At 70.6% G+C, this 23,732-nt stretch carries 21 protein-coding genes and 1 pseudogene; 17 read left to right on the top strand and 5 right to left on the bottom strand.

What is annotated here, in order from left to right; translation table 11 throughout:
- Window positions 1-47: 47 nt before the first annotated feature.
- Entirely contained in the window at window positions 48-578 is a 531-nt protein-coding gene (locus tag GA0074692_RS25795; protein WP_091648483.1) for a peptidylprolyl isomerase, read from the bottom strand.
- An 84-nt stretch (window positions 579-662) separates the two neighbouring features.
- Between GA0074692_RS25795 and GA0074692_RS36190 the strand changes: the two are divergent.
- A pseudogene (locus GA0074692_RS36190) lies at window positions 663-1,388 on the top strand (hypothetical protein); the annotation flags it as partial.
- Window positions 1,389-1,556: 168 nt separating this feature from the next.
- Here the strand turns inward: GA0074692_RS36190 and GA0074692_RS25785 are convergent.
- From GA0074692_RS25785 to GA0074692_RS25775, 3 genes are all read right to left on the bottom strand, one after another.
- A complete protein-coding gene (locus GA0074692_RS25785; protein WP_091648481.1) occupies window positions 1,557-2,705 on the bottom strand; it encodes a magnesium and cobalt transport protein CorA in 1,149 nt (382 codons plus the stop codon).
- A 412-nt stretch (window positions 2,706-3,117) separates the two neighbouring features.
- On the bottom strand, window positions 3,118-4,212 hold the full coding sequence (locus GA0074692_RS25780) for an aminotransferase-like domain-containing protein (protein WP_091648479.1): 1,095 nt from the start codon (window positions 4,210-4,212) through the stop codon (window positions 3,118-3,120).
- A 102-nt stretch (window positions 4,213-4,314) separates the two neighbouring features.
- Window positions 4,315-4,755 (bottom strand): ester cyclase, encoded by a 441-nt coding sequence (locus GA0074692_RS25775; protein ID WP_091648477.1) that lies wholly within the window; start codon window positions 4,753-4,755, stop codon window positions 4,315-4,317.
- A 136-nt stretch (window positions 4,756-4,891) separates the two neighbouring features.
- On the opposite strand from GA0074692_RS25775, the gene GA0074692_RS25770 reads away from it, so the two are divergent.
- From GA0074692_RS25770 to GA0074692_RS25730, 9 genes are all read left to right on the top strand, one after another.
- Entirely contained in the window at window positions 4,892-5,341 is a 450-nt protein-coding gene (locus GA0074692_RS25770) for an NUDIX hydrolase (protein WP_091648475.1), read from the top strand.
- Window positions 5,338-6,111 carry a hypothetical protein gene (locus tag GA0074692_RS25765; RefSeq protein ID WP_091648473.1) on the top strand — a complete coding sequence of 258 codons (774 nt, stop codon included), beginning with the start codon at window positions 5,338-5,340 and terminating at the stop codon, window positions 6,109-6,111. The genes GA0074692_RS25770 and GA0074692_RS25765 overlap by 4 nt, the downstream gene beginning before the upstream one ends.
- A gap of 215 nt (window positions 6,112-6,326) precedes the next feature.
- Window positions 6,327-7,058: a phosphocholine cytidylyltransferase family protein gene (locus GA0074692_RS25760; protein WP_091648471.1), complete on the top strand. Its 732-nt coding sequence runs from the start codon at window positions 6,327-6,329 to the stop codon at window positions 7,056-7,058.
- Window positions 7,046-8,113 carry an iron-containing alcohol dehydrogenase family protein gene (locus GA0074692_RS25755; RefSeq protein WP_091648469.1) on the top strand — a complete coding sequence of 356 codons (1,068 nt, stop codon included), beginning with the start codon at window positions 7,046-7,048 and terminating at the stop codon, window positions 8,111-8,113. The genes GA0074692_RS25760 and GA0074692_RS25755 overlap by 13 nt, the downstream gene beginning before the upstream one ends.
- On the top strand, window positions 8,088-8,813 hold the full coding sequence (locus GA0074692_RS25750; RefSeq protein ID WP_091648467.1) for a CDP-alcohol phosphatidyltransferase family protein: 726 nt from the start codon (window positions 8,088-8,090) through the stop codon (window positions 8,811-8,813). Before GA0074692_RS25755 ends, GA0074692_RS25750 begins: the two co-directional genes overlap by 26 nt.
- Before the next feature lie 1,033 nt (window positions 8,814-9,846).
- Complete coding sequence (locus tag GA0074692_RS25745) at window positions 9,847-10,314, top strand: hypothetical protein (RefSeq protein ID WP_091648465.1); 468 nt, start codon at window positions 9,847-9,849, stop codon at window positions 10,312-10,314.
- A 176-nt stretch (window positions 10,315-10,490) separates the two neighbouring features.
- Window positions 10,491-11,105 carry an ATP-binding cassette domain-containing protein gene (locus GA0074692_RS25740; RefSeq protein WP_245730457.1) on the top strand — a complete coding sequence of 205 codons (615 nt, stop codon included), beginning with the start codon at window positions 10,491-10,493 and terminating at the stop codon, window positions 11,103-11,105.
- Window positions 11,106-11,181: 76 nt separating this feature from the next.
- Complete coding sequence (locus GA0074692_RS25735) at window positions 11,182-12,330, top strand: hypothetical protein (RefSeq protein ID WP_245730456.1); 1,149 nt, start codon at window positions 11,182-11,184, stop codon at window positions 12,328-12,330.
- A gap of 95 nt (window positions 12,331-12,425) precedes the next feature.
- Entirely contained in the window at window positions 12,426-12,926 is a 501-nt protein-coding gene (locus GA0074692_RS25730; protein ID WP_245730455.1) for a hypothetical protein, read from the top strand.
- 95 nt (window positions 12,927-13,021) lie between these two features.
- On the opposite strand, the gene GA0074692_RS25725 is transcribed toward GA0074692_RS25730, so the two are convergent.
- Window positions 13,022-14,188 (bottom strand): glycosyltransferase family 4 protein, encoded by a 1,167-nt coding sequence (locus GA0074692_RS25725; RefSeq protein WP_091648458.1) that lies wholly within the window; start codon window positions 14,186-14,188, stop codon window positions 13,022-13,024.
- Window positions 14,189-14,325: 137 nt separating this feature from the next.
- Between GA0074692_RS25725 and GA0074692_RS25720 the strand changes: the two genes are divergently transcribed.
- From GA0074692_RS25720 to GA0074692_RS25685, 7 genes are all read left to right on the top strand, one after another.
- Entirely contained in the window at window positions 14,326-15,186 is an 861-nt protein-coding gene (locus tag GA0074692_RS25720) for an Fpg/Nei family DNA glycosylase (protein WP_091648455.1), read from the top strand.
- A gap of 318 nt (window positions 15,187-15,504) precedes the next feature.
- Complete coding sequence (locus GA0074692_RS25715; protein WP_091648453.1) at window positions 15,505-17,016, top strand: sugar transferase; 1,512 nt, start codon at window positions 15,505-15,507, stop codon at window positions 17,014-17,016.
- A gap of 59 nt (window positions 17,017-17,075) precedes the next feature.
- Window positions 17,076-18,362 (top strand): sensor histidine kinase, encoded by a 1,287-nt coding sequence (locus GA0074692_RS25710; protein WP_091648451.1) that lies wholly within the window; start codon window positions 17,076-17,078, stop codon window positions 18,360-18,362.
- The gene (locus GA0074692_RS25705) at window positions 18,359-19,117 is read left to right on the top strand and encodes a LytR/AlgR family response regulator transcription factor (protein ID WP_091648449.1); all 759 of its coding nucleotides are present in this window, start codon (window positions 18,359-18,361) and stop codon (window positions 19,115-19,117) included. The genes GA0074692_RS25710 and GA0074692_RS25705 overlap by 4 nt, the downstream gene beginning before the upstream one ends.
- Window positions 19,118-19,406: 289 nt before the next feature.
- Window positions 19,407-21,488 carry a carboxypeptidase regulatory-like domain-containing protein gene (locus GA0074692_RS25695; RefSeq protein WP_091648446.1) on the top strand — a complete coding sequence of 694 codons (2,082 nt, stop codon included), beginning with the start codon at window positions 19,407-19,409 and terminating at the stop codon, window positions 21,486-21,488.
- 99 nt (window positions 21,489-21,587) lie between these two features.
- Window positions 21,588-21,995, top strand: coding sequence for a hypothetical protein (locus tag GA0074692_RS25690; RefSeq protein ID WP_245730454.1), 408 nt, complete (start codon window positions 21,588-21,590; stop codon window positions 21,993-21,995).
- Between the two features lies 1 nt (window position 21,996).
- Complete coding sequence (locus GA0074692_RS25685; RefSeq protein WP_091648443.1) at window positions 21,997-23,637, top strand: sodium/solute symporter; 1,641 nt, start codon at window positions 21,997-21,999, stop codon at window positions 23,635-23,637.
- Window positions 23,638-23,732: the final 95 nt, after the last annotated feature.

Below are 23,732 nucleotides of genomic sequence, written 5' to 3'. Positions count from 1 at the left end.
CGCCTCCGGCGCTCAGTCATGCGAGCAAAGGTACCCCGTACGGGGGGTCAGGCCGGGGAACGCTCGATCTGGACCCGCTCGATCACGACGTCGGAGAGAGGACGGTCGCTCGGGCCGGTCGGCGTGTTGGCGATCGAGTCGACGACCTTCGCCGAGTCCTCGTCCGCCACCTGGCCGAAGATGGTGTGCCGGTTGGTCAGGTGCGGCGTCGGGCCCACGGTGATGAAGAACTGCGAGCCGTTGGTGCCGGGGCCGGCGTTCGCCATCGCCAGCAGGTACGGCCGGTCGAAGCGCAGGTCCGGGTGGAACTCGTCGGCGAACTTGTAGCCCGGACCGCCGCGACCGGTGCCGGTCGGGTCGCCCATCTGGATCATGAAGCCGCTGATCACCCGGTGCGAGATGGTGCCGTCGTAGTACGGCCCGCTGCCCGGCTGGCCGGTGCGCGGGTCGGTGTACTCCTGGGTGCCCTCGGCCAGCTCCACGAAGTTGCGGACGGTCTTCGGGGCGTGGTTGGAGAAGAGCTCCAGCCGGATCGGGCCATGGTTGGTGTGCAAGGTGGCGTAGACAGCCTCGGCCACGGGTACTCCTCACTTGTCGGTCACTTCCATGCGGATCCTCCCATGTGCCCGATCTGGCAGTGCGGAGGCATCCGAAGGTGGAGGATGACGAAGGAACAACTCCCAGGAGGTGGGACCGTGTTTGGAATCGGGCGACGCAAGTCCCAGGGACAGCTGGCCAGGGCCGAGCTCGACCGGGGCGTCGGTCACCTGATGCAGGCGGCCACGTACGCGTCCCGGGGCGTCGGCCAGTCCGTCGGCCCTCGCGTACAGACGGCCCGGGCTGCGGTGGCACCACGCGTGGTGCTGGTCCGTGACTCCGCCGCCCGCGGCTGGGGCTCGACGGTCGCCACTCTCGCCCCGCTGGCCGTGGCCGCCCGTGGCGGTGCGGCACAGGCCGGCACCATGGCCCGGAAGGCGAAGGCGAAGAACATGCGGATGGCCAAGCAGAAGAAGAAGGCCCGTCGGCGCGGCGGGATAATGACCGGTTTACTCGCGGCGGGGGCGGTGGCCGGGTTGGCCGGCGCGATGGCGATGCGGCGCCGCCGGGACCGGCAGGAGTGGGCCGAGTACGACCCGAGCGGCAACCTGGAGCCGATGCGCGACGAGGTGGAGACCTTCGAGGTGCGTACGGCTACGGCCAACGGTTCGACCACGGCCAACGGCCGGACGTCGAGCGGCGGGATGACCGGGGCTGGCAGCTCGGCGGTGTCCGGTGCCGGCGGTACCCCGGCCGCGAAGCCGGTCACCCCGACCGACAGGGTGCCGTCGGTGGCCGAGGGCGCCCGGGACGTCTCCGGTCGTCCGGCCGACGACGTCAGCCGGGCGATGGGGGCACCACCAGCCCCAGCGGCGGTCGTCACTGACGCCGCGCGGACGGCGGCGCCACGGCGCGTCCGTCGGGAGGAGGCGCCGGCGAGGCGGGGGACGACCCCGCACCGCCGGCGCTCCCGTCTCCCGCGAGGACTGCCGTCGCCGTCGCCCGGGGCGCAGGGGCGGTCAGAGCCAGCCGTTGCGGCGGAACCAGCGGTACAGAGCGACCGAGGCGGTGAGCATCAGCGCGAACACCCCCGGATAGCCGTACGTCCATTTCAGCTCGGGCATGTTCTCGAAGTTCATGCCGTAGACCCCGGCGATCGCGGTCCACACGGCGGCGATGGCGGCCCAGGCCGCGATCTTGCGCATGTCGTTGTTCTGGTCGACGGTCACCTGGGCCAGCCGCGCTTGGAGGATCGAGTTCAGCAGGTCGTCGTAGGAGTTGACCTGCTCGACGGTACGGCTGAGGTGGTCCTGCACGTCCCGGAAGTAGCGCCGGATCTCCTTCGGCACCTCCCGGTTGACCTGCGCGGTGAGCGTCAGCAGCGGACGCTGCAACGGCACCACCGCCCGCTTGAACTCCACCAATTCCCGCTTCATCTGGTAGATCGACTGAATCCGGCCGTGGCTCTGCCGGTCGAAGACCTCGGCCTCCAGCGCGTCCAGGTCGTCCTCGATCTGGTCGGCGACCTCCAGGTAGAGGTCCACCACCCGGTCGGTGACCGCGTACGCCACCGCCCAGGGTCCGTGCACCAGCAGGTCGCGGGTGTTCTCCAGGTCGGCGCGGACGGGAGCGAGCCGGCAGGCGTCCCCGTGCCGGACGCTGATCACGAAGTCGGGGCCGATGAAGAGCATCACCTGACCGGTCTCGACCACCTCGGAGGTCTCGGTCAGCTCGGTGTGCTCGCAGTACCGCGCGGTACGCAGCACCAGGAAGCTGACCTCGCCGAAAAGCTCCAGCTTGGGCCGCTGCTGGGCCTTGACCGCGTCCTCGACGGCGAGTTCGTGCAGCCCGTACGTGGTCGCGATGCCGCTCATCTCCCGCAGGCCCGGCTCGTGCAGTCCCAGCCAGACGAAGGCGTGCGGCTGCCGGCGGGCCGCCGCGAGCGCGTCGGCGTAGTTCCAGTCGCCGGGCTGCCGGACGCCCTCGACGTAGAGGGCGCAGTCGACCACAGCGCTGCGGGCCGGGCCGGTCTCACTGGGCGGGCGGGGACTGTCCTCGGTGTTCAGGATGCGGCTCATCGCCCGGACCGGCGCTGTCCACGATCGGGGCCGGAGGACCCGGCCGGCGCCGAGCGGTGTGTTCCGGGCCCGATCGATCCGGTCAGACATGACGGTGCCCCCTCCCACCCACGGCTGCTGCGGCTTGCAGGGTACGCCGCCGGCCTGCGCCAGGCTGGGTACGAGTGCTCAGGGGGCGCGGGCGGGCCGGCCACGTGCGGTATCGGGGGCATCGGCAGGCCGGTTACGTGCGGTATCGGGAAGGCGTCGGGCGGGCCGAGCCGCGTCGAAGGGGGTGAGGTGCGACACGGCCCACCCGACGCCCATGGGGGCGGGGGTTGATGCTCAGGACGCCCGTCCCGTCGGGTCCGGCAGGGCCGGCAGCGGCCCTCACCAGGGCCGTTCGACGTGAAAGGCGCTCGCAGCATTGTGGGCCGTGGGCCGGCCCGAGGGGAGCCCCGAGCCGGCCGACAATGACCTACTGTCGGATATCTGACAGTAGGTCTGGCACAGATGGCGATCGTCACCCTCGGACGGAGGCCATGGCCTCCGCCAACCGGCGCACGCCCTCGTCGATCCGGTCCGCGGTGACTGCGGAGAAGGCCAGCCGAAGCGCGTGCCGACCGCCGCCCAGCACGAAGTCGCTCCCCTTCACCACGGCGACACCACGGTCGGCCGCCGCCGGGGCGAGCCGGTCCACCTCGACGTCCTCCGGCAGCTCCACCCAGAGGAAGTAGCCACCGTCCGGCTCGACGAAGCGGGCCTCCGGGATGTGCCGGCGCAGCGACTCGGCGAGCACCCCGGCCCGCTCCCCGAGCGCGGTGCTGACCGTCTCGATCGACCGCTTGATGTCGCCGGAGACGCAGAACTGGTGCACGATCGCCTCGGAGACCATGCCGGGCGAGATGTAGAGGTTCGTCGCCTTCTTCGCGATGTCGCCGATCAGGTCGGCCGGCCCGATCAGGTAGCCGACCCGCACCCCGGGGCAGACCGTCTTGGTGAAGCTCGAGGCGTGCACCACCACGCCGTGCTTGTCCAGCGAGAGCATCGACGGCAGCGGCTCGCCCCGGAACCGGATGTCGGCGTACGGGTCGTCCTCGAAGATCGTGAAGTCGTACTCGACCGCCAGATCGAGCAGCTCACGCCGCTTCTCCAGGGAGAGCGTCACACCGGCCGGGTTCTGGTAGTTCGGGATCACGTGGGCCAGCCGGGGACGTACCCCGGACTCCAGCAGCTTGCGCAGCTCGGCGGTATCCAGGCCGTCCGGCTGGATGGTGATCGCGTGCAGTTCGCTGCCCTGACGCTGGAGGTTCAGCAGCGTCCGGTCGTACGTCGGCCGCTCCACCACGACGGCGTCGCCGGGGCGTACCAGGTGGTCGAAGAGGAACGCGTCGGCCTGGAGCGACCCGTTGGTGATCAGGACCTGGTCCGCCGCCACCCCGTGCTTCTCGGCGATCCAGTTCCGCAGGGGCGGGTAACCGACGGAGGTGCCGTACGCCGTCACCCCGGCGGGGTCGGCGTCGAAGGCGCGGACGGCGGCGGCCTTGAGCCCCTCGACATCGACGATGTCCAGCGAGGGAGCGCCACGGGCGAAGGAGATCAGCTGCTCGGCGGTCATGGCTACTGAGCGTACGGGCGGCCGGCTGCCGATCGTCGACGGCACGACGATGTCCGCATCCTGAGCCACCGGGACGGGTGATCCGAACCCACGTTCCGGCGGTCAGGCGGCGAGCGGGGTGTCGGCCACCGGTTCGGGCCGCCAGCCCAGGTCGGCCAGGAGCAGTCCCCGGTCCAGGTAGGAGTGCCAGGAGGCGATCAGACCGTGTCGGGCCCGGACCACGTCGACCACGTCCCAGCTCACCGCCCGGCCGGTCGGGGCGACCGCACCGATCGGGGTGTGCAACGCACCGGTGTGCGTACCCGTCATCCGCTGCTCGACCACCACCCCGCCGGCAGTCTCGACCAGCCCGGTCAGCTCGGTGCGCAGGTCGGGGAAGGCCGCCGACCAGGCCCGCAGGAGCGCGGGCACCTCGCTCGGCCGGGCCGTCAACCCCGGCATCGAGTAGTGGGCGTCAGCGGCGTACAGCTCCGGCAGGCGGGCGAGATCCCGCTGTCGGAGCATGGTGTACTGCGACTCGACGAGTTCCCGTGCGCTGCGCATCGCGTACCTCCTGGCGGCGCGGGTACCGGTCCCGCATCCACACTCAATCTCTACCCGTCGATCCGCGGTCCACACCCGATGCCGGGACGAGAAGTCGGGCATCGCCGGAACGCCGATCCCTCGCTAGGGTCAAGGCGTGTCCACCGAGCCCCTACGCTGCGCAGGCGCCCTCATCATCGACGACGCGGGCCGCCTCTTCATCCAGCGCCGGTCCCCGGAACGACGGCTTTTCCCCGACACCTGGGACATCGTGGGTGGTCATCTGGAGCCGGGTGAGGAAATCGAGGACGCGCTGCGTCGCGAGGTCCTCGAGGAGACCGGCTGGACCGTCTCGCAGGTGCTCGGGCTCGTCGGCGAGTACCGCTACACCGGCGACGACGGGATCGAGCGGGTGGAGACCGACTTCCTCGTACGGGTCGACGGCGACCTCGACCGTCCCCAGCTCGAGGCCGGCAAGCACACCGAGTTCCGCTGGATCACGGAGCAGGAGGTGGCGGTGCTGGACGAGCACCGCGACGTCAACGACGGGCTGATCCGGCGGATGGCGGAGAACGCGTTCGCCGCCGTACGTTCGATCGGTCTGTGACCGACGGAGTCGAGCTCCCGCCGCACCGGTTCGCGGGGCTGGTCGCCCCGGCGATGGACCGGGTCTTCGTCGCCGGCATGCTCGCCGGCCGCGAGGGTGGCGGCACCGAGCTGAGCCAGCGGTACGGCGGGCCGGCCGCCACCGGTTTCCTGGTGGAGTTCCGCACCCGGCTCGCCGCGCCCGGCGGGACGGTCACCGCCGCCGGGTTCACCGCGGTGACCCGGTACCGGGACCCGGCCCAGTGCCAGCGCGCCCTGGACAAACAGGTGGCGCACGGCATGATCCACCGGCGGGCCGACGGCTCCTGCGCGGCGACCGACCGAGGGGCCGCCTTCCTCGCCGAGATCCACCGGCTGCACGGAGAGGTCACCGGGGAGCTGTGGGCCGGGCACGACGACCGGGTGCTCCGACTGGTGGAGACGCTCGGCCGGCTGCTGGCGTACGCACTGGTGGTGGTCGAGGAGAACGACGACACCGCGCCGAGCGAAGCGTTCCGCGCGATGGCCCCGCCGTACGAGCCGGACGGCACCCCGCCGGGTGTGCTGCTGCTCAACCGGCTGGGCACGCTGCGCTACCACCGGGCCGACGCGCACGCGGCGGCGTGGACCGCGGCGGGGCACACCGCGGCGAGCGTGAGCACCCTGCCGGACGGACCGGAGCGGCTGGCCATCGAACAGGAGACCGACCGCCGGGCGGCCGGCCCGTACACCGTCCTGTCCCCCGACGAGCGGCTCGCCATGCTCGCCGACCTGGCCGCCCTGCCCGGCTGAGGCAGTACGGCGCGGCGCGCTTGGGCGGTTGCCGCGCGGCGGGCTTGGATGGTTGCCGCGCGGCGGGCTTGGATGGTTGCCGCGCGGCGGGCTTGGATGGTTGCAGGGGTCCCCTGTTCGGCAAAAAGCGGTAACAGGGGACCCCTGCTACCACCCGAGGGGCGCGACTATCCTCCAGCGGGGGACGCCACGTCGTACGAGGGAGGATGTCACCGATGATCGGGATGGTGCTCGCGGCCGGGGCGGGACGTCGGCTGCGTCCGTACACCGACACGCTGCCGAAGGCGCTGGTGCCGGTGGACGGGGAGACGACCATCCTCGACATCGCGCTGCGCAACCTCGCCGAGGTGGGGCTGACCGAGATCGTGATCGTGGTCGGCTACGCCGCCGACGCGGTCGTCACCCGGCAGCGGGCCCTAGAGGAGAAGTACGGCGTCACGATCACCCTCGTGCACAACGACAAGGCCGAGGAGTGGAACAACGCGTACTCGCTCTGGCTGGCCCGGGAGCACTTCGCCCGGGGCGTCCTGTTGGTGAATGGGGACACCGTGCACCCGGTGAGCGTGGAGCGGACCCTGCTCGCCGAGCGTGGTCCGGGCATCCTGCTCGCCGTCGACACGGTCAAGAAGCTCGCCGCCGAGGAGATGAAGGCCACCTTCGACTCCGCCGGCCAGCTCACCCGGATCACCAAGCTGATGGACCCGGCCGAGGCGTACGGGGAGTACATCGGCGCGACGCTGATCGAGCCGGCGGTGGCCGACGCGCTCGCCGACGCCCTGGAAACGACCTGGCGGCGCGACCCGAACCTCTACTACGAGGACGGCTACCAGGAGTTCGCCGACCGTGGGGGCGAGGTCCGGGCCGCTTCGATCGGCGACGTCGCCTGGGTGGAGGTCGACAACCACGACGACCTGGCCCGGGCGCGGGAGATCGCGTGCCATTACTAGCCCGGACCGTCAACACGCCGCTGGTGATCGAGGTCCGACGCGGCGCGGTGGCCGACCTGGGCCCGCTCCTGGCCGACCGGCGGATCTCCGCCGGGGGTGACGTGGCGGTGGTGGTCGGACCGGGTCAGGGCGAGAAGATCGCCAACCTGTGCCAACCCAACCTGGGCTCTGCCGACGTGTTCATGGTCGCCGGCGGTTCCATCGACTCGGCGAACGAACTGGGCGACCAGCTCCGCCGCCGCTCCTACGACGCGGTGGTCGGCATCGGCGGCGGCAAGACCATCGACACCGCCAAGTACGCCGCCACCCGGTACGGCATTCCGATGGTGACCGTGGCGACCAGCCTCGCCAACGACGGCATCGCCTCGCCGACCGCCTCCCTGGACCACGAGGGCGGCAAGGGCTCGTACGGCGTGCACATGCCGATCGCGGTCATTGTCGACCTGGACTTCGTGGAGAACGGGCCGGACCGGCAGACCCAGGCCGGCATCGGAGACGCGGTGAGCAACCTGAGCGCCTGCGCCGACTGGGAACTGGCCCACCAGGTACGCGACGAGCCGATCGACGGGCTGGCCGTGACCCTGGCCCGGACCGGGGCGGAGGCGCTGGTCAACCACCCCGGGACGATCACCGACGACGGCTTCCTCACCACCCTCGCCGAGGCGCTGATCCTGGGCGGCATCGCCAGTTCGGTGGCCGGGTCGACCCGCCCGGCCAGCGGCGGCGACCACGAGATCTCGCACGCCATCGACCGGCTCTACCCGGGCACCGCCTCGCACGGTGAGCAGGTCGGGCTCGGTGCCCTGTTCTGCACCTTCCTGCGCGACGAACCGGAACGCTTCGCCCAACTCGCCGGCTGCCTGCGCCGACACGGTCTGGCCGTGGACCCGGCCGGGATCGGGCTGACCGACGAGCAGTTCGTCGAGGCCGTGCAGTACGCCCCCCGCACCCGGCCGGACCGGTACACCATCCTCGAACACCTGACGATGTCGCCTACCGAGACGCGGAGGCGGCTGGCAGACTACGCCGGTGCACTCCGCGACCACCTTGACTGAATCGTCCCGTCCCACCGTCGCCGACTTCCACCGGGTCAACCGGGGCGGCGGGCTGTTCAGCGAGTCGATCAGCCAATGGCTGGGGGCGGTGTTCGCGCTGGTCGCCCAGCGGCTGGGCCTGCGCCCCACCGCGTTGACCATCATGAACCTGGTGCTCGGGCTGGCCGCCTCGGTGACCGTGGTGGCGCTCGCCGACCGGGTCGCCGCCGGGTCCGTGCCGGCCTGGGTGGTCGGGCTGGTCGCGCTGGTCGGCTGGCAGGTGGCGTACGCCCTGGACTGTGCCGACGGTCAGCTCGCCCGGGTGACCGGGCAGGGCAGCGCGGCCGGCGCCCGGGTGGACGTGCTCTGCGACGTGGCGGCCCAGATCGCCCTGGTCACCGCGCTGGGGACGGTGGCGGTGGCACAGCGCCCGTCGACGCCGGTCTGGCTGGTGGCGGCCTTCGCCGGCACCTGGATGGTCAACCTGGTGACCTCGGTGATGCAGGCCGGCCCGAACGCCGCCAGCATGGTCACCTCGACCAGCCTCCCGGTACGCCTGGCGAAGCTGGTCCGCGACTACGGTGCGGTGATCTTCGTAGCCGGCCTGGTCCTCACCTTCGTACCCACGCTGACGTTCTGGGTGGTGGCCGCGTTCACCGTCGTCAACGGCGGATTCCTCCTGGCCAGCATCGCCTTCTCCGCCCGCGCATCCCTGCGCTGAACGGCAGAAAGCTGTCCCGGCACGGACGGCTACCGGAACTTCGGTTACTCGAAACGAAACGTGCCCCGGCTCCGGAACGGAAGTCGGGGCACGTCACTGTCTCAGTAGCGTCAGTTGCTCTTGAGGAGCAGTGTGGGGTTCGTGATTCAGAGGTTGAATCACGAACCCCACACCCGGCACCTCTTACAAACTAGAACCAGACCGTCAACGCGGTTCCGCGACCGCCTCTCCGCACAGGGAACCCGACGACTCCGCCCTAGTGGATTCGGAAGCTCAACCCGGTGTAGTTGTTCCCGTCAGAGAAGAAGAAGAAAAGACCTGGCCCCAAGGTGGGGCCACACACCGTGCCGCCAGCGCTCCAGCAGAAGCTGACCGAGTAATTGCCCGCCCTACCCCCACTGCGGGATGGCCAACTTCCGGTTTTCGTACCAGCGGTGCCATAAAAGCCCTGGTCCGCGTAAGGCACTTGCCCGGAGTAGTAGCAGGCATAGCTTGAATTCACACAGCTACTGGTCTGCGTAATCAGGGGTCGAACCATGCCCTCCTCGTACACCGCGACGATCTCACCCGTCTTGGGGTCGATAGCAACGGCCGCTCCTGGCGGCAGGGTGGCCTGTGCCGGCGACGCCCCGAAGATGCTGGCCATCACGGCCACGACGAGGCCAAGTAGCGCCGCCCCGAATCGTCCACTCAACCTCTTCCTACCCAACGTAACCCCTCCACAACTCTGGGTGATCAATTGGTCTGAGCTTAGGCGGGCTTCGATGCCCGGTCAACCGAGACAATGGATCCCCAATTTTTGTGCAATTGGCCATCTTCTATTGACATTTAGATCCACCCCCATGGCGGGAGACGATAACGATCAACCCGCGCCACCCCGCATCAACGGCATGCATACACAGAGGGTAGGGGTTGCGTCACCCAGCGAAGGGTGCAAGTATTGACCGTCGCCACATCGCCGCAGTAAACGGGGAAACGGCCAAGGCGACAGGTCGGGCTCCCCGTGTCTGCGGCCCGTCTGCATGGAGAATTGATGAGCCTGTCACTCAGTGATCGACGCGGGGACGACCAGAGAGGTGGTATCGGCTCTTCCAATCGACGCAGGGCAAGCCTGTGGCTGGGCGCTGCGCTGGTCGGGGCCATCGTGGCCGCCCCGACCCCGGCCCTTGCCGAGGGGAGTTGGAGCAGCAGTCTGAGCGGCGCGCGTAGCGGTTTCACCTCTCGGATCTGGGACGACAACAACTCGGACGGCGTCATCACCAAGACGACGCTCTCCGGCTGCTCGCGGTCGGACGGGGCCACCTTCAACCTGGACGTCGAACTCATTCGGGAGCTCTCCCTCCAGCCGGATGTCTCGTACGGCCTGCGGGATGTTTCCGCCTGCAAGGGTGGGACGGGCACCGGAAGTTGGGGCGACCAGACGGCTGGTGACTACTTCCTCCAGTTCTGGCACTACGATTTCGGCACGGTTTCCGCGTCCAGCGTGAGCGCCGTATACTAATTGGGGCTGGCCGTGAGTGCTTCGACGCTCACGGCCACTCAAATTGACGGGTCGCAGAAGTCGCCAAGAGAAAGTGTGACGTCATCATTAGTGAGTCATTTGGCTTACGGGCCGACAACGTCTCTTTCCGGTATCGGGGACGCGGGTCCGGGGACGTGTTCAGCAATTTCTCACTCGTGTTGGACAGTCGCCCGACCGTGCTCATCGGCCCGAACGGTGCGGGCAAGTCGACGCTGATGCGGTTGCTGACCGGGCAGCTGAAGCCGAGCACCGGAACGGTCACCCGGGTCGGACGCGTGGGCTGGGCAGCCCAGCACACGGTCGCCCTGCCCGGCTTCACTGTCACCGAGCAGGTGCAGTACGCCAGCTGGCTGGCGGGAATCTCCCGGTCCGGCGCCGTCGAAGCGGCTGCCCGGTCGCTCGACCAGGCGCACCTGACGGAGCTGGCTGGCCGGCCGGCGACGCAGCTCAGTGGCGGCGAGCTGGCTCGCATGGGCATCGCGTGTGCGCTGGCCTCCGCGCCCGACTTCCTGGTGCTCGACGAGCCGACGGCCGCGTTGGACCCGCTGGCTCGCCGTTCGGTCACCGCGGTCCTGCAGGGGCTCGCGGCCCAGGGCATCGGCATCCTCGTCTCGTCGCACACCGCAACGGACATCGGTCCGCCGTTCAACCGGTTGTTGGTGCTCCACCGTGGCCGACTGGAGTTTGACGGTTCGGTGCACGACTTCTTCCACCTGCGACACCGAAGCGGAGTCGTGGCAGACCTTGCGCAGGCCCTCCGTGACCACTAGTACGACGTCTCCCGCCCACACGTTCCGCGGTCTGACGCGTCGGCGAGCGGACCGCTCCCTCCTACGGACACCGGCGGTGCTGCTTGCCGTGCCGTGCGCCGTGCTCGCCCACCTGTTCGTCACGATGAACCCGCCCGTGGCGGAGTACGCTCCCGCTCGTGCGGCAGCGGTCTCGTTGACGATGAGCGTCGTCGCGCCGACGCTGTCGTTCTGCGCCGCGTGGGAGGCGCTGACCGTTCGCGCCCTCTGGGGGCTGCTCACGGTCGACCGCCCCTGGTGGCGGGTCCTGCTGGGCCGGCTGGCCCCGGTTCTCGCTGCCGGGCTGCTGGTTCAACTGGTGCTGTACGCCGGCACGCTGCTGACCTCGTCCCCGATCGGATGGCCGGGTTGGCAGTTTCCCTTCCTCTTCCTCTTCGCCATGGTGACCTGGGCGTTCTTCGGCGCGGCTGTCGCTCTGGTGCTGGGGCGGCTGCTTGCCATCACGGTGGCTCTGCTCGTGCCGTACCTGTTGACGTCCCTTCCCGCAGCGTGGGAACCACTCTGGTTGCGGCATCTCAACGGCAACCCGTTCGACTGCTGCGCGACGGATCAGGTCCTCGACCCGCGCGTCACGATCGGTTCGGTGGCCGTCCTGGGCGCGATCCTGGTGGTGTCGCTCTGCGTCGTCCGGGTGCGGCTGGCTCCGAGCCAGGACCGCCCGTTGATTCCGCTGCTGACCGCACTCGGCGCGCTGATCGCCGGTGTGGCCGGTGCCAGCGTGGTGACCGACCTCGGAGCCTCACCCGCCCGTCCGCGCTCCGCCAGTGAACTCGTCTGTCGAAGCGAGGTCTGCCTGTACCCGGAGGATTCGGCGGCTTTCGACGCCAACGCCGCCGCCTGGGTGGCGGTACGCGCCTCGTGGTCCGGGCTCGGCCTGCCAGCACCGATGCTCGAACGGGTCGGCCCGATTCCGGCCGAGGGGATGCTGGCGATCACCACGACCTCCTCCGACGTGACGGCCGCCAAGGCCACCATGGCGCAACTGCTGCCCCGTGCGCTGGCCGGCTGCCTCACCGACTTCGGCGACACCGGCCGCAACGAACGCCTCGATGCGTTGAGCGTCCTGCTCATGCGAGATCTCGGTGTCGAGGAGTACCTCGGCTCTCCGCCTGCCGTGGGTTCGCCGGAGCCGACGCCGGCCCGGGCCCAGCAGCTGTGGCGCGAGACGGGGAGGTGCGTCGGATGAGGCTCTTTCTCCGGGCCCATCATGCGGCCTTCCTCCTAGGAGGAAGCGCTCTGCTGGCGATCGCTGCGTGGGGCTGGAGAGGCACGACCCTGCCCGTGCCACAGCTGTTGCAGGGCCGGACCGTGCCGGTCGCGATCGAGATGCTGCTCGGTGCCCTCTACGCCCCGCTTGTCGCCCACAGCTTCGGCGGGGTTGCTCTCCGCATGGAGAACGGCGCCCGGCGCCGGCTGCTCAGTCCGGACCTGCTGCTGGTCGGGATCGCGCTCATCCCGGTGGTTCTCGTGTGCCTGACGGCTACCGCCCTGGGCGACGGCGCCCTCGGTGCGAGCCTCGTTCGAAATGCCACGTTCTTCGTCGGTGCGGCGCTGTTGCTGCTCAGCGCGTTCGGACAGTCAGCAGCGGTTGCGGTGCCGATCGCCTACTTCTTCATCGCCAGCCTGCTGGGGGGCAGCCCAGGTGGGTCCGCCGAATGGTGGGCGGTGGTCCGTGGGCCGGCCGATCCGGCTTCGGTGATCGCCGCCGTGTTCCTGATGGTCCTCGGGTCGGTGATCTTCCATCTCCGTGCCCGACAGGCAGCCGCGCTGCGTCCTGCCTGACCGCGACCGAAGGTTTGCCGCTGGTCACCCACGACACGTCGATCATGCGGTACGACGTGGATGTCCTCAAGGTGTGAGAGGGCTTTGGGAGATGGTCAGGCGAGCGAGGCGTACACGTCGATGAGGCGCTTGGTGACCACGTCGGGGTGGAAGGTGCGCTCGTAGCGGAGGCGGGCGGGGGCCGACAGGGCGGCGGCGCCGGCCGCTGCCGTCGGCAGGGCGGCGGCCATGGCGGCCGGGTCGGCGGGCACCACCCAGCCGACCGCCCCGGCCGGGTCGTCCATCCCCACCAGGTACGGGATGCCGCCCAGGTCGGTGCCGAGCACCGGCCGACCGCTCGCCATCGCCTCGATCACCACGGTCGGCAGCACGTCGTGCCAGAGCGAGGCGGCGATCACCACGGCGCTCTGCGCCATCACCGCCCGGACGCCGTCCCGGTCCAGCGACCCGAGGTAGGTAACGTCGGACCGTTCGGCGGCGGCCTGCTCGGCGAGGTGCCGCAGTTCGCCGTCACCGGCGATGCGGAGCGGACCGAGCGCGCCGTCCGGATGCCGCCGCCAGGCGTCGAGCAGCAGGCCGAGCCCCTTCTCAGGGGAGAGCCGACCCAGGTAGAAGAAGCCCTCGCCGAGCGACGCGGGGCGGCCCGGGTCGGGAATGCCGTTCGGCTTCACCACGATCCGATCGGCCGGGATGCCGTAGTCGCGCAGGTGGGTGGCGATCTGCGAGGTCAGCGCGATGAACCGGTCGACCGAGCGCCAGGTGCCCCGGTGCACGGCCAGGGTGGTCGCCATCAGGGCGCTCTGCACGGTCGAGCCCCGGTAGCAGCGGTTCGTGATCGCCGGCACGCCGAGCGCCTTGCCCTTGCAGTCCTGGCAGATCGCGCCGTCGCGGAAGTAGACGCCGGAGGAGCAGACCTGCCGGTAGTTGTGCACCGTCTGCACCACCGGCACCCCGTGCTTGTGCGCGGTCCGCACCACCCAGGGCGAGAGCAGCGGGTACGGGTTGTGCAGGTGCAGCGCGTCCGGTTTGTGTTCGGTCAGCAGCCGGCTCAGCTCCTGCTGGGCGCGGGGAGCGTAGATCGGTGAGATCGGCAGCAGCGCCTTGGCCGTCTTCGGCATCGTGGGGATCTCGTCGGAGCTGCGGAGGAAGGGCAGCACCTCCACCCCCGCCGCCCTGAGCTGGGCGATCTCCGCGTCGACGATGGTGTTCTCACCAGAGGGCTGGGCCTGGCGGTACCGGTTGTGCGCCACCACGATTTTCACTGGGCCAGCCTCTTGTTCGCGATTGCGGGACTCGCAAGCTCATTCCTCACGCTCACGGGTGCCAGCCTCTTGTTCGCGATTGCGGGACTCGCAAGCTCATTCCTCACGCTCACGGGTATGAAGGCTACCGTTGGAGCGTGCCGGAGCTACCCGAGGTGGAAGCGCTCGCCGATCACCTGCGCCGACGTGCCGTCGGGCACCGGGTCGAGCGGGTGGAGGTCGCCGCGATCAGCGCCCTGAAGACGTACGACCCCGCGCCGGACGCGCTGACCGGGCGGCAGGTCCTGGACGCCGGCCGGCACGGCAAGTTCCTCGACGTCCGGTTCGAGGGTGACCTGCACCTGGTGATCCATCTGGCCCGTGCCGGCTGGCTGCACTACCGGGAGTCGTTCCCGTCCGCCGTCCCGTTGCGGCCCGGGAAGGGGCCGATCGCGCTGCGGGTACGCCTTGACGACGGTTCCGGTTTCGACCTGACCGAGGCGGGTACGCAGAAGAGTCTCGCCGGGTACCTGGTGACCGATCCGGGGCAGGTGCCCGGGGTGGCTCGGCTCGGCCCGGATGCACTCGACGCCGACCTGGCCACCTTCAGCGCACGGTTGCGCAGTCGACGGGGCCAGGTCAAGGGGGTGCTGACCGACCAGCAGGTGCTGGCCGGGGTCGGCAACGCGTACTCCGACGAGATCCTGCACGCGGCGCGGCTGTCACCGTTCGCGCTGACCAACCGGCTGACCGACGAGCAGCTCGGCACGCTGCACGACGCGACCCGGCGGGTGCTCGGCGACGCGGTGGCCCGCTCGGTCGGGCAGCGGGCGGCGGAGCTGAAGGGGGAGAAGCGGTCCGGATTGAAGGTGCATGCCCGGACTGGGCTGCCCTGTCCGGTGTGCGGGGACACCATCCGGGAGGTCTCTTTTGCCGACTCCAGCCTCCAGTACTGCCCAGGCTGCCAGACCGGCGGCAAGCCGCTCGCTGACCGAAGGTTGTCCAGACTTGTACGGTGAGTGACTATCACTCGGGCGCACCTCCAAGATCACCCACCCGGGTCAGCATCCCGGCTGCGCGGCTCTTCCGGTGCCCCGATCCATCGGTATAGTGGCTCGGTCCCCGGCTTCCGCTTATCGGAGCCGGCCGGATCCCGGCCACAACATCGACGCCATCTCCGTAGGGTCGACGGCGGTGTCGTGGCTCGCGTGGGAGACTGGTAACGGTGGGCGACCGCGCCCTCACGATGTGAGCGGCGCGTGTCATGCGGGAGGACACAGGTTGAGGTGACGACAAGCCTCCAGCGCCCGGTAACCAACGAAGGCCGGAGCAAACTCGTGCGGCACGTCGACAGCTTCGAGATCCAGCCGCCGACACCGCCGTCACACAACGGCGTACCCCGGTCGGCGTGGGCGCGGTCCAGCCGCCGGGTCTCTCGGTGGCACCGTCCCTACATCTTCCTCCTCCTGCTGCTGGACTTCGGCGCGGCGGCCCTGGCCAGTTGGACCGCCATCCAGCTCTTCGACCAGGCAGCCTCCGGTTTCACCGAGGCCGAACACGACCCGACCTGGTTCTACACCGTGTCGTACCTCCTGCTCCCGCTCGGCTGGGTGGTCACCCTGTGGAGCAACCGGGCCTACGACCGCCGCTACCTGGGCCTGGGCCCGGAGGAGTTCAAGCGGGTGATGCGGGCTGCCGTCACGGTGGCAGCCAGCGTGTCGTTCCTGGCCTTCTCCACCGTGACCCAGCTCTCCCGGTTTACGGTGGGCACCGCGCTGCTCGGCGCGGCCATCCTGATCCTCCTCGGCCGGATGTTGGGCCGGTTCACCCTGCACATGGTGCGGCGACGCAACGGGCACGCGGCGCACCGGATGGTCCTGGTGGGCACGCTCCCGGAGTGCCTGGAGGTGTACGCGGCGGTCACCCGTAACCCGGCCGCCGGGCTGGTGCCGGTCGCCATCCACATCACCGACGGCTACGCCGCGGCGCGGGGCATCGAGACCCCGGTGCCGGTCTACGCCGGCCAGGACGTGCTCGCCCTGGTCCGCGAGGTCGGCGGGGACACCATCGCGGTCTGCGGATCGGCCAGCTCGGAGCCGGGTGAGTTGCGCCGGCTGGCCTGGCAGCTGGAGGGTTCCGGGGTCGACCTGGTGGTCGCGCCGCAGCTCACCGACATCGCCGGCCCTCGGGTGCACATCCGGCCGATCGAGGGCCTGCCGCTGCTGCACGTCGAGGAGCCGACCCTCTCCGGCCCGGCACTCCTGATGAAGAACCTGATGGACCGGGTGGCGGCGGGGCTGGGCCTGCTGGTGCTCGTGCCGGCCTTCCTGGCCATCGCGGTGGCCATCCGGATCTCGGACCCGGGACCGGTCTTCTTCCGGCAGCCCCGGGTGGGGCACGAGGGGCGTACCTTCCGGGTCTGGAAGTTCCGCACCATGTACGTCGACGCGGAGGATCGGCTCGCCAGTCTGGTGGACCAGAACGAGACCGACGGCATGCTCTTCAAGATGAAGCAGGATCCCCGAGTCTTCCCGGTCGGCCGGTTCCTGCGTGCCTCGTCGATGGACGAGCTGCCCCAGTTGATCAACGTACTCTGGGGCGAGATGTCGCTGGTGGGGCCGCGTCCGCTCCCCGCCGACGACGGTGACTTCCTGGGCGACGTGCGCCGCCGGCTGCTGGTCCGTCCCGGGATAACCGGTCTGTGGCAGGTCTCCGGCCGCTCCGACCTCTCCTGGGACGAGGCGGTCCGACTCGACCTGTACTACGTCGACAACTGGTCGCTGGCGTACGACCTGAGCATCCTCTGGCGGACGGTCGGGGTGGTGCTCGCCCGCAAGGGCGCGTACTGACTCACCTTCCCCACGGTCGGGGCTTGGCGGGCGGTGCCCCGACCGGTCAGGATCGTCGGATGAGCGGCAACGTCTCGGCGGTGCTCGCGGTCGTCGTGCTGGTGACCGCGCTGGTGGCCGCCCTGTTCGGGGTGGGCCGGCTGCGCGCCCGCCGGGGCATCGCCACGGCCAGCCAGCGGGCCACGTACGAGGTGCTGCACACCGCCGGGCTGGCCGCCGCGCCACTGCGCGCCGGGTTGGACGAGGTCAACGCGGCCAAGGCCGTCCGGCACCTGCGGACCCTGGTGGGTGCGGCCGGGCTGGCGCTGACCGACCGGGACGACCTGCTCGCCCTCGACGGGCGCGGTGCGCACCACACGGCCCAGTTGCGCGCGGCGGCGCAGAAGGCGGTGGCCGCCGGCCGCTCGACCGTGCTCGGCGAGGTGGAACTGCACTGCGACCGGGTCGACTGCCCGGTACGCGGTGCCATCGTCGCCCCGCTCAGCGGCCCGGACGGGCGGGTGGTCGGGGCGCTGGTGGCGGTCGCCGACGACGCTCCCCCGCCGGGGCTGGTGCAGGCCACCCTGGAGACCGCCGACTGGGCCGGCGACCAGCTCGCCCTGGCCGAGCTGGACTCGTCCCGGGAACGGCTGGCCCGGGCCGAGGTCCGCGCGCTGCGGGCGCAGATCAGCCCGCACTTCATCTACAACGCGCTCACCGCCATCGCCTCGTTCGTCCGCACCGACCCGGAGCGGGCCCGCGAGCTGATCATGGAGTTTGCCGAGTTCACCCGGTACTCCTTCCGAGCGCACGGCGAGTTCACCACGTTGGCCGAGGAGCTGCGCTCGATCGACCGCTACCTGACCATCGAACGGGCCCGGTTCGGCGACCGGCTCCAGGTGCGGCTCCAGGTCGCCCCGGAGGTACTGCCGGTGGCGCTGCCCTTCCTCTGCCTCCAACCGCTGGTGGAGAACGCCGTCCGGCACGGGTTGTCCCGCAAGCCCGGCACGGGCATGGTGAGCATCGAGGCCCGGGACGCGGGCGCCGAGTGCCACATCACGGTGGAGGACGACGGCGTGGGGATGGATCCGGCGACCCTGACCGCCGGGATCGCCGAGCTGGCCGGGCCGGGCGGGAAGCCGGGCAGCGCCACGCACTCCGGGGCCGGGCACTCCGGCGGGGCCGGGCACTCCGGCGGGCCGGGGGACGACTCCGGGCAGCACGTCGGGCTCTCGAACGTCGACGAGCGGCTCCGGTCAGCCTTCGGCGACCAGTTCGGCCTGGTCGTGGAGACCGGCCTCGGATCGGGTACGAAGGTGAGCATGCGAATCCCGAAGTTCCACCCCGGCGTCCGGGCGGGCTCGTGACCGGCGGATTCCTGCGGGTGCTGGCGGTCGACGACGAGCCTCCGGCGCTGGACGAACTGGCGTACCACCTGCGCGCCGACCCCCGGGTGGCCCGGCTGCACACCGCCTCGGACGCCACCGAGGCGCTTCGGGTGCTCCGCGACGACGACGTGGACGTGGTGTTCCTGGACATCCGGATGCCCGGCCTGGACGGCATGGAGCTGGCCCGGGTGCTGCGTCGCTTCGCCCGCCCGCCGTCGATCGTCTTCGTCACCGCGTACGACGACGGCGCGGCGGACGCCTTCGACCTGGGCGCGACCGACTACGTGCGCAAGCCGGTCCGCGCGGACCGGTTGGCCGAGTCCCTGCGCCGGGTGATCGGGTCGCGGGTGGTGCCGAGTCATCCCGCCGCGCACGCCCGGGCCGAGGAGGACCCGACCATCCCGATCGAGCTGGCCGGGACGACCCGGATGTTGCCCCGGTCGGCGGTGCGCTGGGTGGAGGCGCAGGGCGACTACGCACGCCTGCACACCGCCGACGGGTCACACCTGGTCCGGGTGTCGTTGTCGACTCTCGCCGAACGTTGGGCGGATGCCGGATTCGTACGGATCCACCGCTCGTACCTGGTGCAGTTGCGGCTGATCGCCGAACTGCGGCTGGTCAACTCGGGCTACGTGGTGGTCATCGACGCCGCCGAACTGCCGGTGAGCCGCCGGCACACCCGGGAGCTGAAGGACCGCCTGGTCCGCGCCGCCAAACAGGACTGGAGCCGCTGAACCGGCCAGGGGACGGTTCCCCGGGTCAACAGCCCTGTCGCCCGCTGCTGATCTGGTACCGGGTGCCCTGCCAGTCGATGTAGCCGACCGCGGCGACGCAGTAGTTCGCGGTGCCGGTGACGCCACGCGGGCCCGCGTAGTAGGCGTAGTTGCCGAGGTCCGCACTGGAGGCAGAATCGGCGAAGATAGCCGTTAGCCTATACTCTCGGTGCCGATCCGGTTACGGGGCGCGGGGTCGGTGCGGCGTCGTGCTGCGCGGACGCCCCACCACCCTCGCGTTTGGAGACACATGCGACTGTCCCTCCTGCGACGTGCCGGCCTGGTCGGCCTCGTCGTCGCGTCCCTCGTCGCGCCGGGGGCGATCCCGGCGCAGGCGGCCGAAACCGGCACGGTCAGTGGACGGCTGACCACCAGCACCGGAGCCGGGGCCGCCGACGCCACGGTCTATGTCTACGAGCCGAAGAACTTCTTCGTCGTCGACCGGACCGACACCGACGCGGACGGCAACTGGTCCGTCCCGGGGCTGGCCGCCGGCAGCTACGCCGTGGGCTTCTTCCGAGCCGAGGGCGGCCCGGAGCAGTTCTACCGGCAGCAGACCTCACGGTGGGACGCCGAACGGATCACCGTCACCGCGAACGAGACCACCACGGTCGACGAGCAACTCATCGCCACCGGCACCATCAGGGGTCAGATCCGGGACACCGCCGGCAACCCGGTGGTAGAGCTCATGGTGGAGGCGACCAGGCTCGACACCTACGAGGTGACGTACGCCCGGACCGAACCCGACGGGCGCTACCAGATGCCGACGTGGGCCGGCACCTATCAGATCTCGTTCCGTCCGGTCGAGGGGCTGTGGCAGAGCCAGTACGTCCCCGGCAAGCTCGACAAGGCGGAGGCCGGTCAGTACACCGTCACCGCCGGTTCGGAGACCGTCGTCGACGAGACCGTGCTCCCCACCGGCAGCCTCTCCGGCACGCTGACCAGCGCCACGGGCAAACCGATCGCGAACGCGTACGTGGGGGTGAACACCGTGAACATGCACGGCGGGGTGGACACACGCACCGGCGCCGACGGCACCTTCACCGTCCCGACACTGCTCGCCGGGTCCTACAAGATCATGTTCGACACGGGCAGCCGGCAGCAGTTCTACGACGGCAAGCTCACCCACGAGGAGGCCGACGTGGTCACCGTGCAGGGCGGGCAGACCACCACGGTGACCGAGAGCCTCCTCGGTACCGGGTCGGTGCAGGTCTCCGCCGTCGACTCGGTGACCGGAGCCCCGATCGCCGACTTCTGCGCCCACACCGGGTGCAGCAACGGCACCGGCAGGGTGACCATCACCGGCCTGCCGGAGGGCCGGCACGACCTCTACCTCTACACCAACACCGGTCGGTACTTCGCACGTGACCTGCTCGGCGTCCAGGTCCAGGCTAACCAGACCACCCGGGTCTCTCCGGCGATGCGCCCGGGTGCGGTGATCACCACTACCGTCGTCGACGCGCAGACCGGCGCGGCGCTGCCGAACGTCTGCCTCGCCGCCTTCCTGCCCAAGCGGGCGGCCCTGCTGGACGGGTACAACCGCTGCTCCAACAGCGCCGGCCAGATCAGCGTCGGCCCGCTCGACACCGGCACCTACAAGCTCTTCGCCAACCCACAGCAAACGACGTACGGGCGGCAGTGGGTCGGGGCGAACGGTGGCACCGGCGACGAACAGCAGGCCGTTTCGATCTCGGCGACGGCCGGCACGGTGGTGACCGGTCCGCAGGTCCGGATGGACCGGGCGGGCACGATCAGCGGTACGGTCACCGACGCGGCGACCGGTGCCCCGCTGCGCGACGTCTTCGTCTCGGTGCTCACCGGTCACCCGGGCCTCGGGGCGGAGGACGCGACCACCGACGAGGACGGCCGCTACACGCTGACGAAGCTCGGCCCGTACGACTGGCCGGTGGTCTTCGGCTCCCGCCCGTACGGCTACCAGTGGTCGGGGAACGCAGCCAGCCGGTTCACCGCCACGCCAGTGACCGTCACCACCGGCGGCACCGCCACGTACGACATGGCGATGCGGGCCGCCAGCCGGGCCACCGGTGCGGTCACCACCCCGGACGGCACCCCGTTCACCGGGGGTTTCGTGATCGCCCGCAGCGCTGACACCGGTGACATCGCGGCGGCCGACTCGGTCGAGAACGGCCGGTTCGACGTGCCGGTCCTCGGCCAACAGCAGGTCTACTTCACCTACGAGGTGACGCTCGGGGAGGAGTCCTACTCCGGCACTTACCAGCTTCCCGACGCGGACGGCGTGCCCCGGGCGGCGCTGTTCACCGTGCCGGCCAGCGGCACCCTCACCGCCGACCTCGTCATATCCACAAGCTGACCGGGTTATCCACAGGGGCCGGGCCGGTTGTCCACAGGTTGTGCACAACCGGCCCGGCGGCCCCCTTGACAATCCAGCCCGGGCGGCGAGACTGCGTCAGTGGCCGCCCCCACCGACCCCGTGCCCGCACCCCGGCGCCCGGAACCGTCCCGCCGGACGCGGATCGTGCTCGCCGAGGTGTCGCGGCGGGGTGTCGACCGGACCCGCAGCGAGCTGACCGAGCAGACCCGGGTCGGCGAGGCCCTGGTCCGGGGCCTGGTCCGGGCCCAGCTCGCACTGGCCCTGCGGCTCACCGTGGTGGTGCTGGTCGGGCTCGGCGGGCTGCCCTGGCTCTTCGCCATCGCGCCCACGGTCAGCCGGGTCACCGTCCTCGGGATCAACCTGCCGTGGCTGCTGCTCGGGGTGGCCGCCTTCCCGTTCCTGGTCGCGGTTGGCTGGGCGTACGTACGACTGGCCGAACGCAACGAGCAGGACTTCACCGACCTCGTCCAGCGGCCGGGGCGCTGAGGTGGACAACGGGTACGTGATCCCGGCGATCGTGGCGGTCACCCTGGCCACGTTCGGCATCGGCTTCTACGGGCTGCGGGTGGCCCGCACCACCTCCGACTTCCTGGTCGCGTCCCGCGCGGTCAGCCCGAACTGGAACGCCGCCGCCATCGGCGGGGAGTACCTCTCGGCCGCGTCCTTCCTGGGCATCGCCGGCCTGATCCTCAAGTACGGCGTCGACGTGCTCTGGTACCCGGTCGGCTTCGCCGCCGGCTACCTGGCGCTGCTGCTGTTCGTGGCCGCCCCATTGCGCCGCTCCGGGGCGTTCACCCTGCCGGACTTCTGCGAGCTGCGGCTGCACTCCCGCCGGCTCCGCGCGCTCGCCACCGTCTTCGTGATCTTCATCGGCTGGCTCTACCTGATGCCGCAGCTCCAGGGGGCGGGGCTCACGCTGACCACCCTGACCGGCTCGCCGTACCCGGTCGGGGCGCTAATCGTCGCCGTGGTGGTCACCGCGAACGTGGCGCTCGGCGGGATGCGGGCGATCACCTTCGTCCAGGCGTTCCAGTACTGGCTGAAGCTCACCGCGCTCGCCGTACCGGTGATCTTCCTGGTGTTGCAGTGGCAGGCCGACGGCCGCCCCGCGGTGACCCCGCCCGACGGGCCGGCGTTCCGGACCGCGACCACCGTCGTGGTCGAGCATCCGGCGACCCTCACCCTCGCCGACGGCACCACCCGCGAGGTACGCCCCGGCGACGAGCTGACCTTCGCCGCCGGTGACCCGATGCCGGCGGTCTCCGGCGTGGCCGTCGAGGCCACCGACTGGCTGCTGCCGAGCACGGCCGGGGACGACGACCGGGGGTTGTTCGCCACCTACTCGCTGATCCTGGCCACCTTCCTCGGCACCATGGGGCTGCCGCACGTACTGGTCCGCTTCTACACCAATCCGGACGGCGCGGCGGCCCGGCGGACCACGCTGGTGGTGCTGGCCATGGTCGGGGCCTTCTACCTGCTACCCACCCTCTACGGCGTGCTCGGCCGGATCTACACCCCGCATCTGCTGCTGACCGGGCACACCGACGCGGTGGTGGTGCTGCTGCCCGGCGCGGCCCTCGGCGACGGGGTGACCGGACGGCTGCTCGCCGCGTTGGTCGCCGCCGGGGCGTTCGCGGCGTTCCTCTCCACCTCGTCCGGGCTGCTCACCAGCGTCGCCGGGGTGATCTCCACCGACGTGCTCGGGCGCGGCTCGGTACGCGGCTTCCGGCAGGCCACCCTGATCGCCGGTGCGGTACCGGCCGCGCTGGCGCTCAACGTCTCGGAACTGGACGTCTCGCAGGTGGTGGGGCTCGCCTTCGCGGTGGCCGCGTCCAGCTTCTGCCCGCTGCTGGTGCTCGGCATCTGGTGGCGGGGGCTGACCGACGTGGGCGCCGCCGCCGGCATCCTCGCCGGAGGTGGGGCAGCGGTCACCGCAGTGCTGCTGACCGTGGTCGGCCCGCCCCTGGACGGCTGGCCGGCGACGCTCATCGCCCAGCCCGCAGCCTGGACGGTACCGCTCGCGTTCACGGTCATGGTGGCCGTCTCGGTGGCCTCCCGCCGCCGCGTCCCCGCCGACGTCGCCACCACCATGCTGCGCCTGCACACCCCGGAGTCCCTACGCCTGTAACCGTCCGGGTTCCCCGTGATCAACTCCGATTGCCGCATGTCGGGGCCTCGTCACGCCGTGACACCCCCACATGCCGCATCACGAGTGGATCACCG

The organism is Micromonospora pallida (genome assembly GCF_900090325.1).
Taxonomy (GTDB): domain Bacteria; phylum Actinomycetota; class Actinomycetes; order Mycobacteriales; family Micromonosporaceae; genus Micromonospora; species Micromonospora pallida.
The sequence above is the reverse complement of the archived record's forward strand: the minus strand, read 5'-3'. Positions and strand labels throughout refer to the sequence as shown.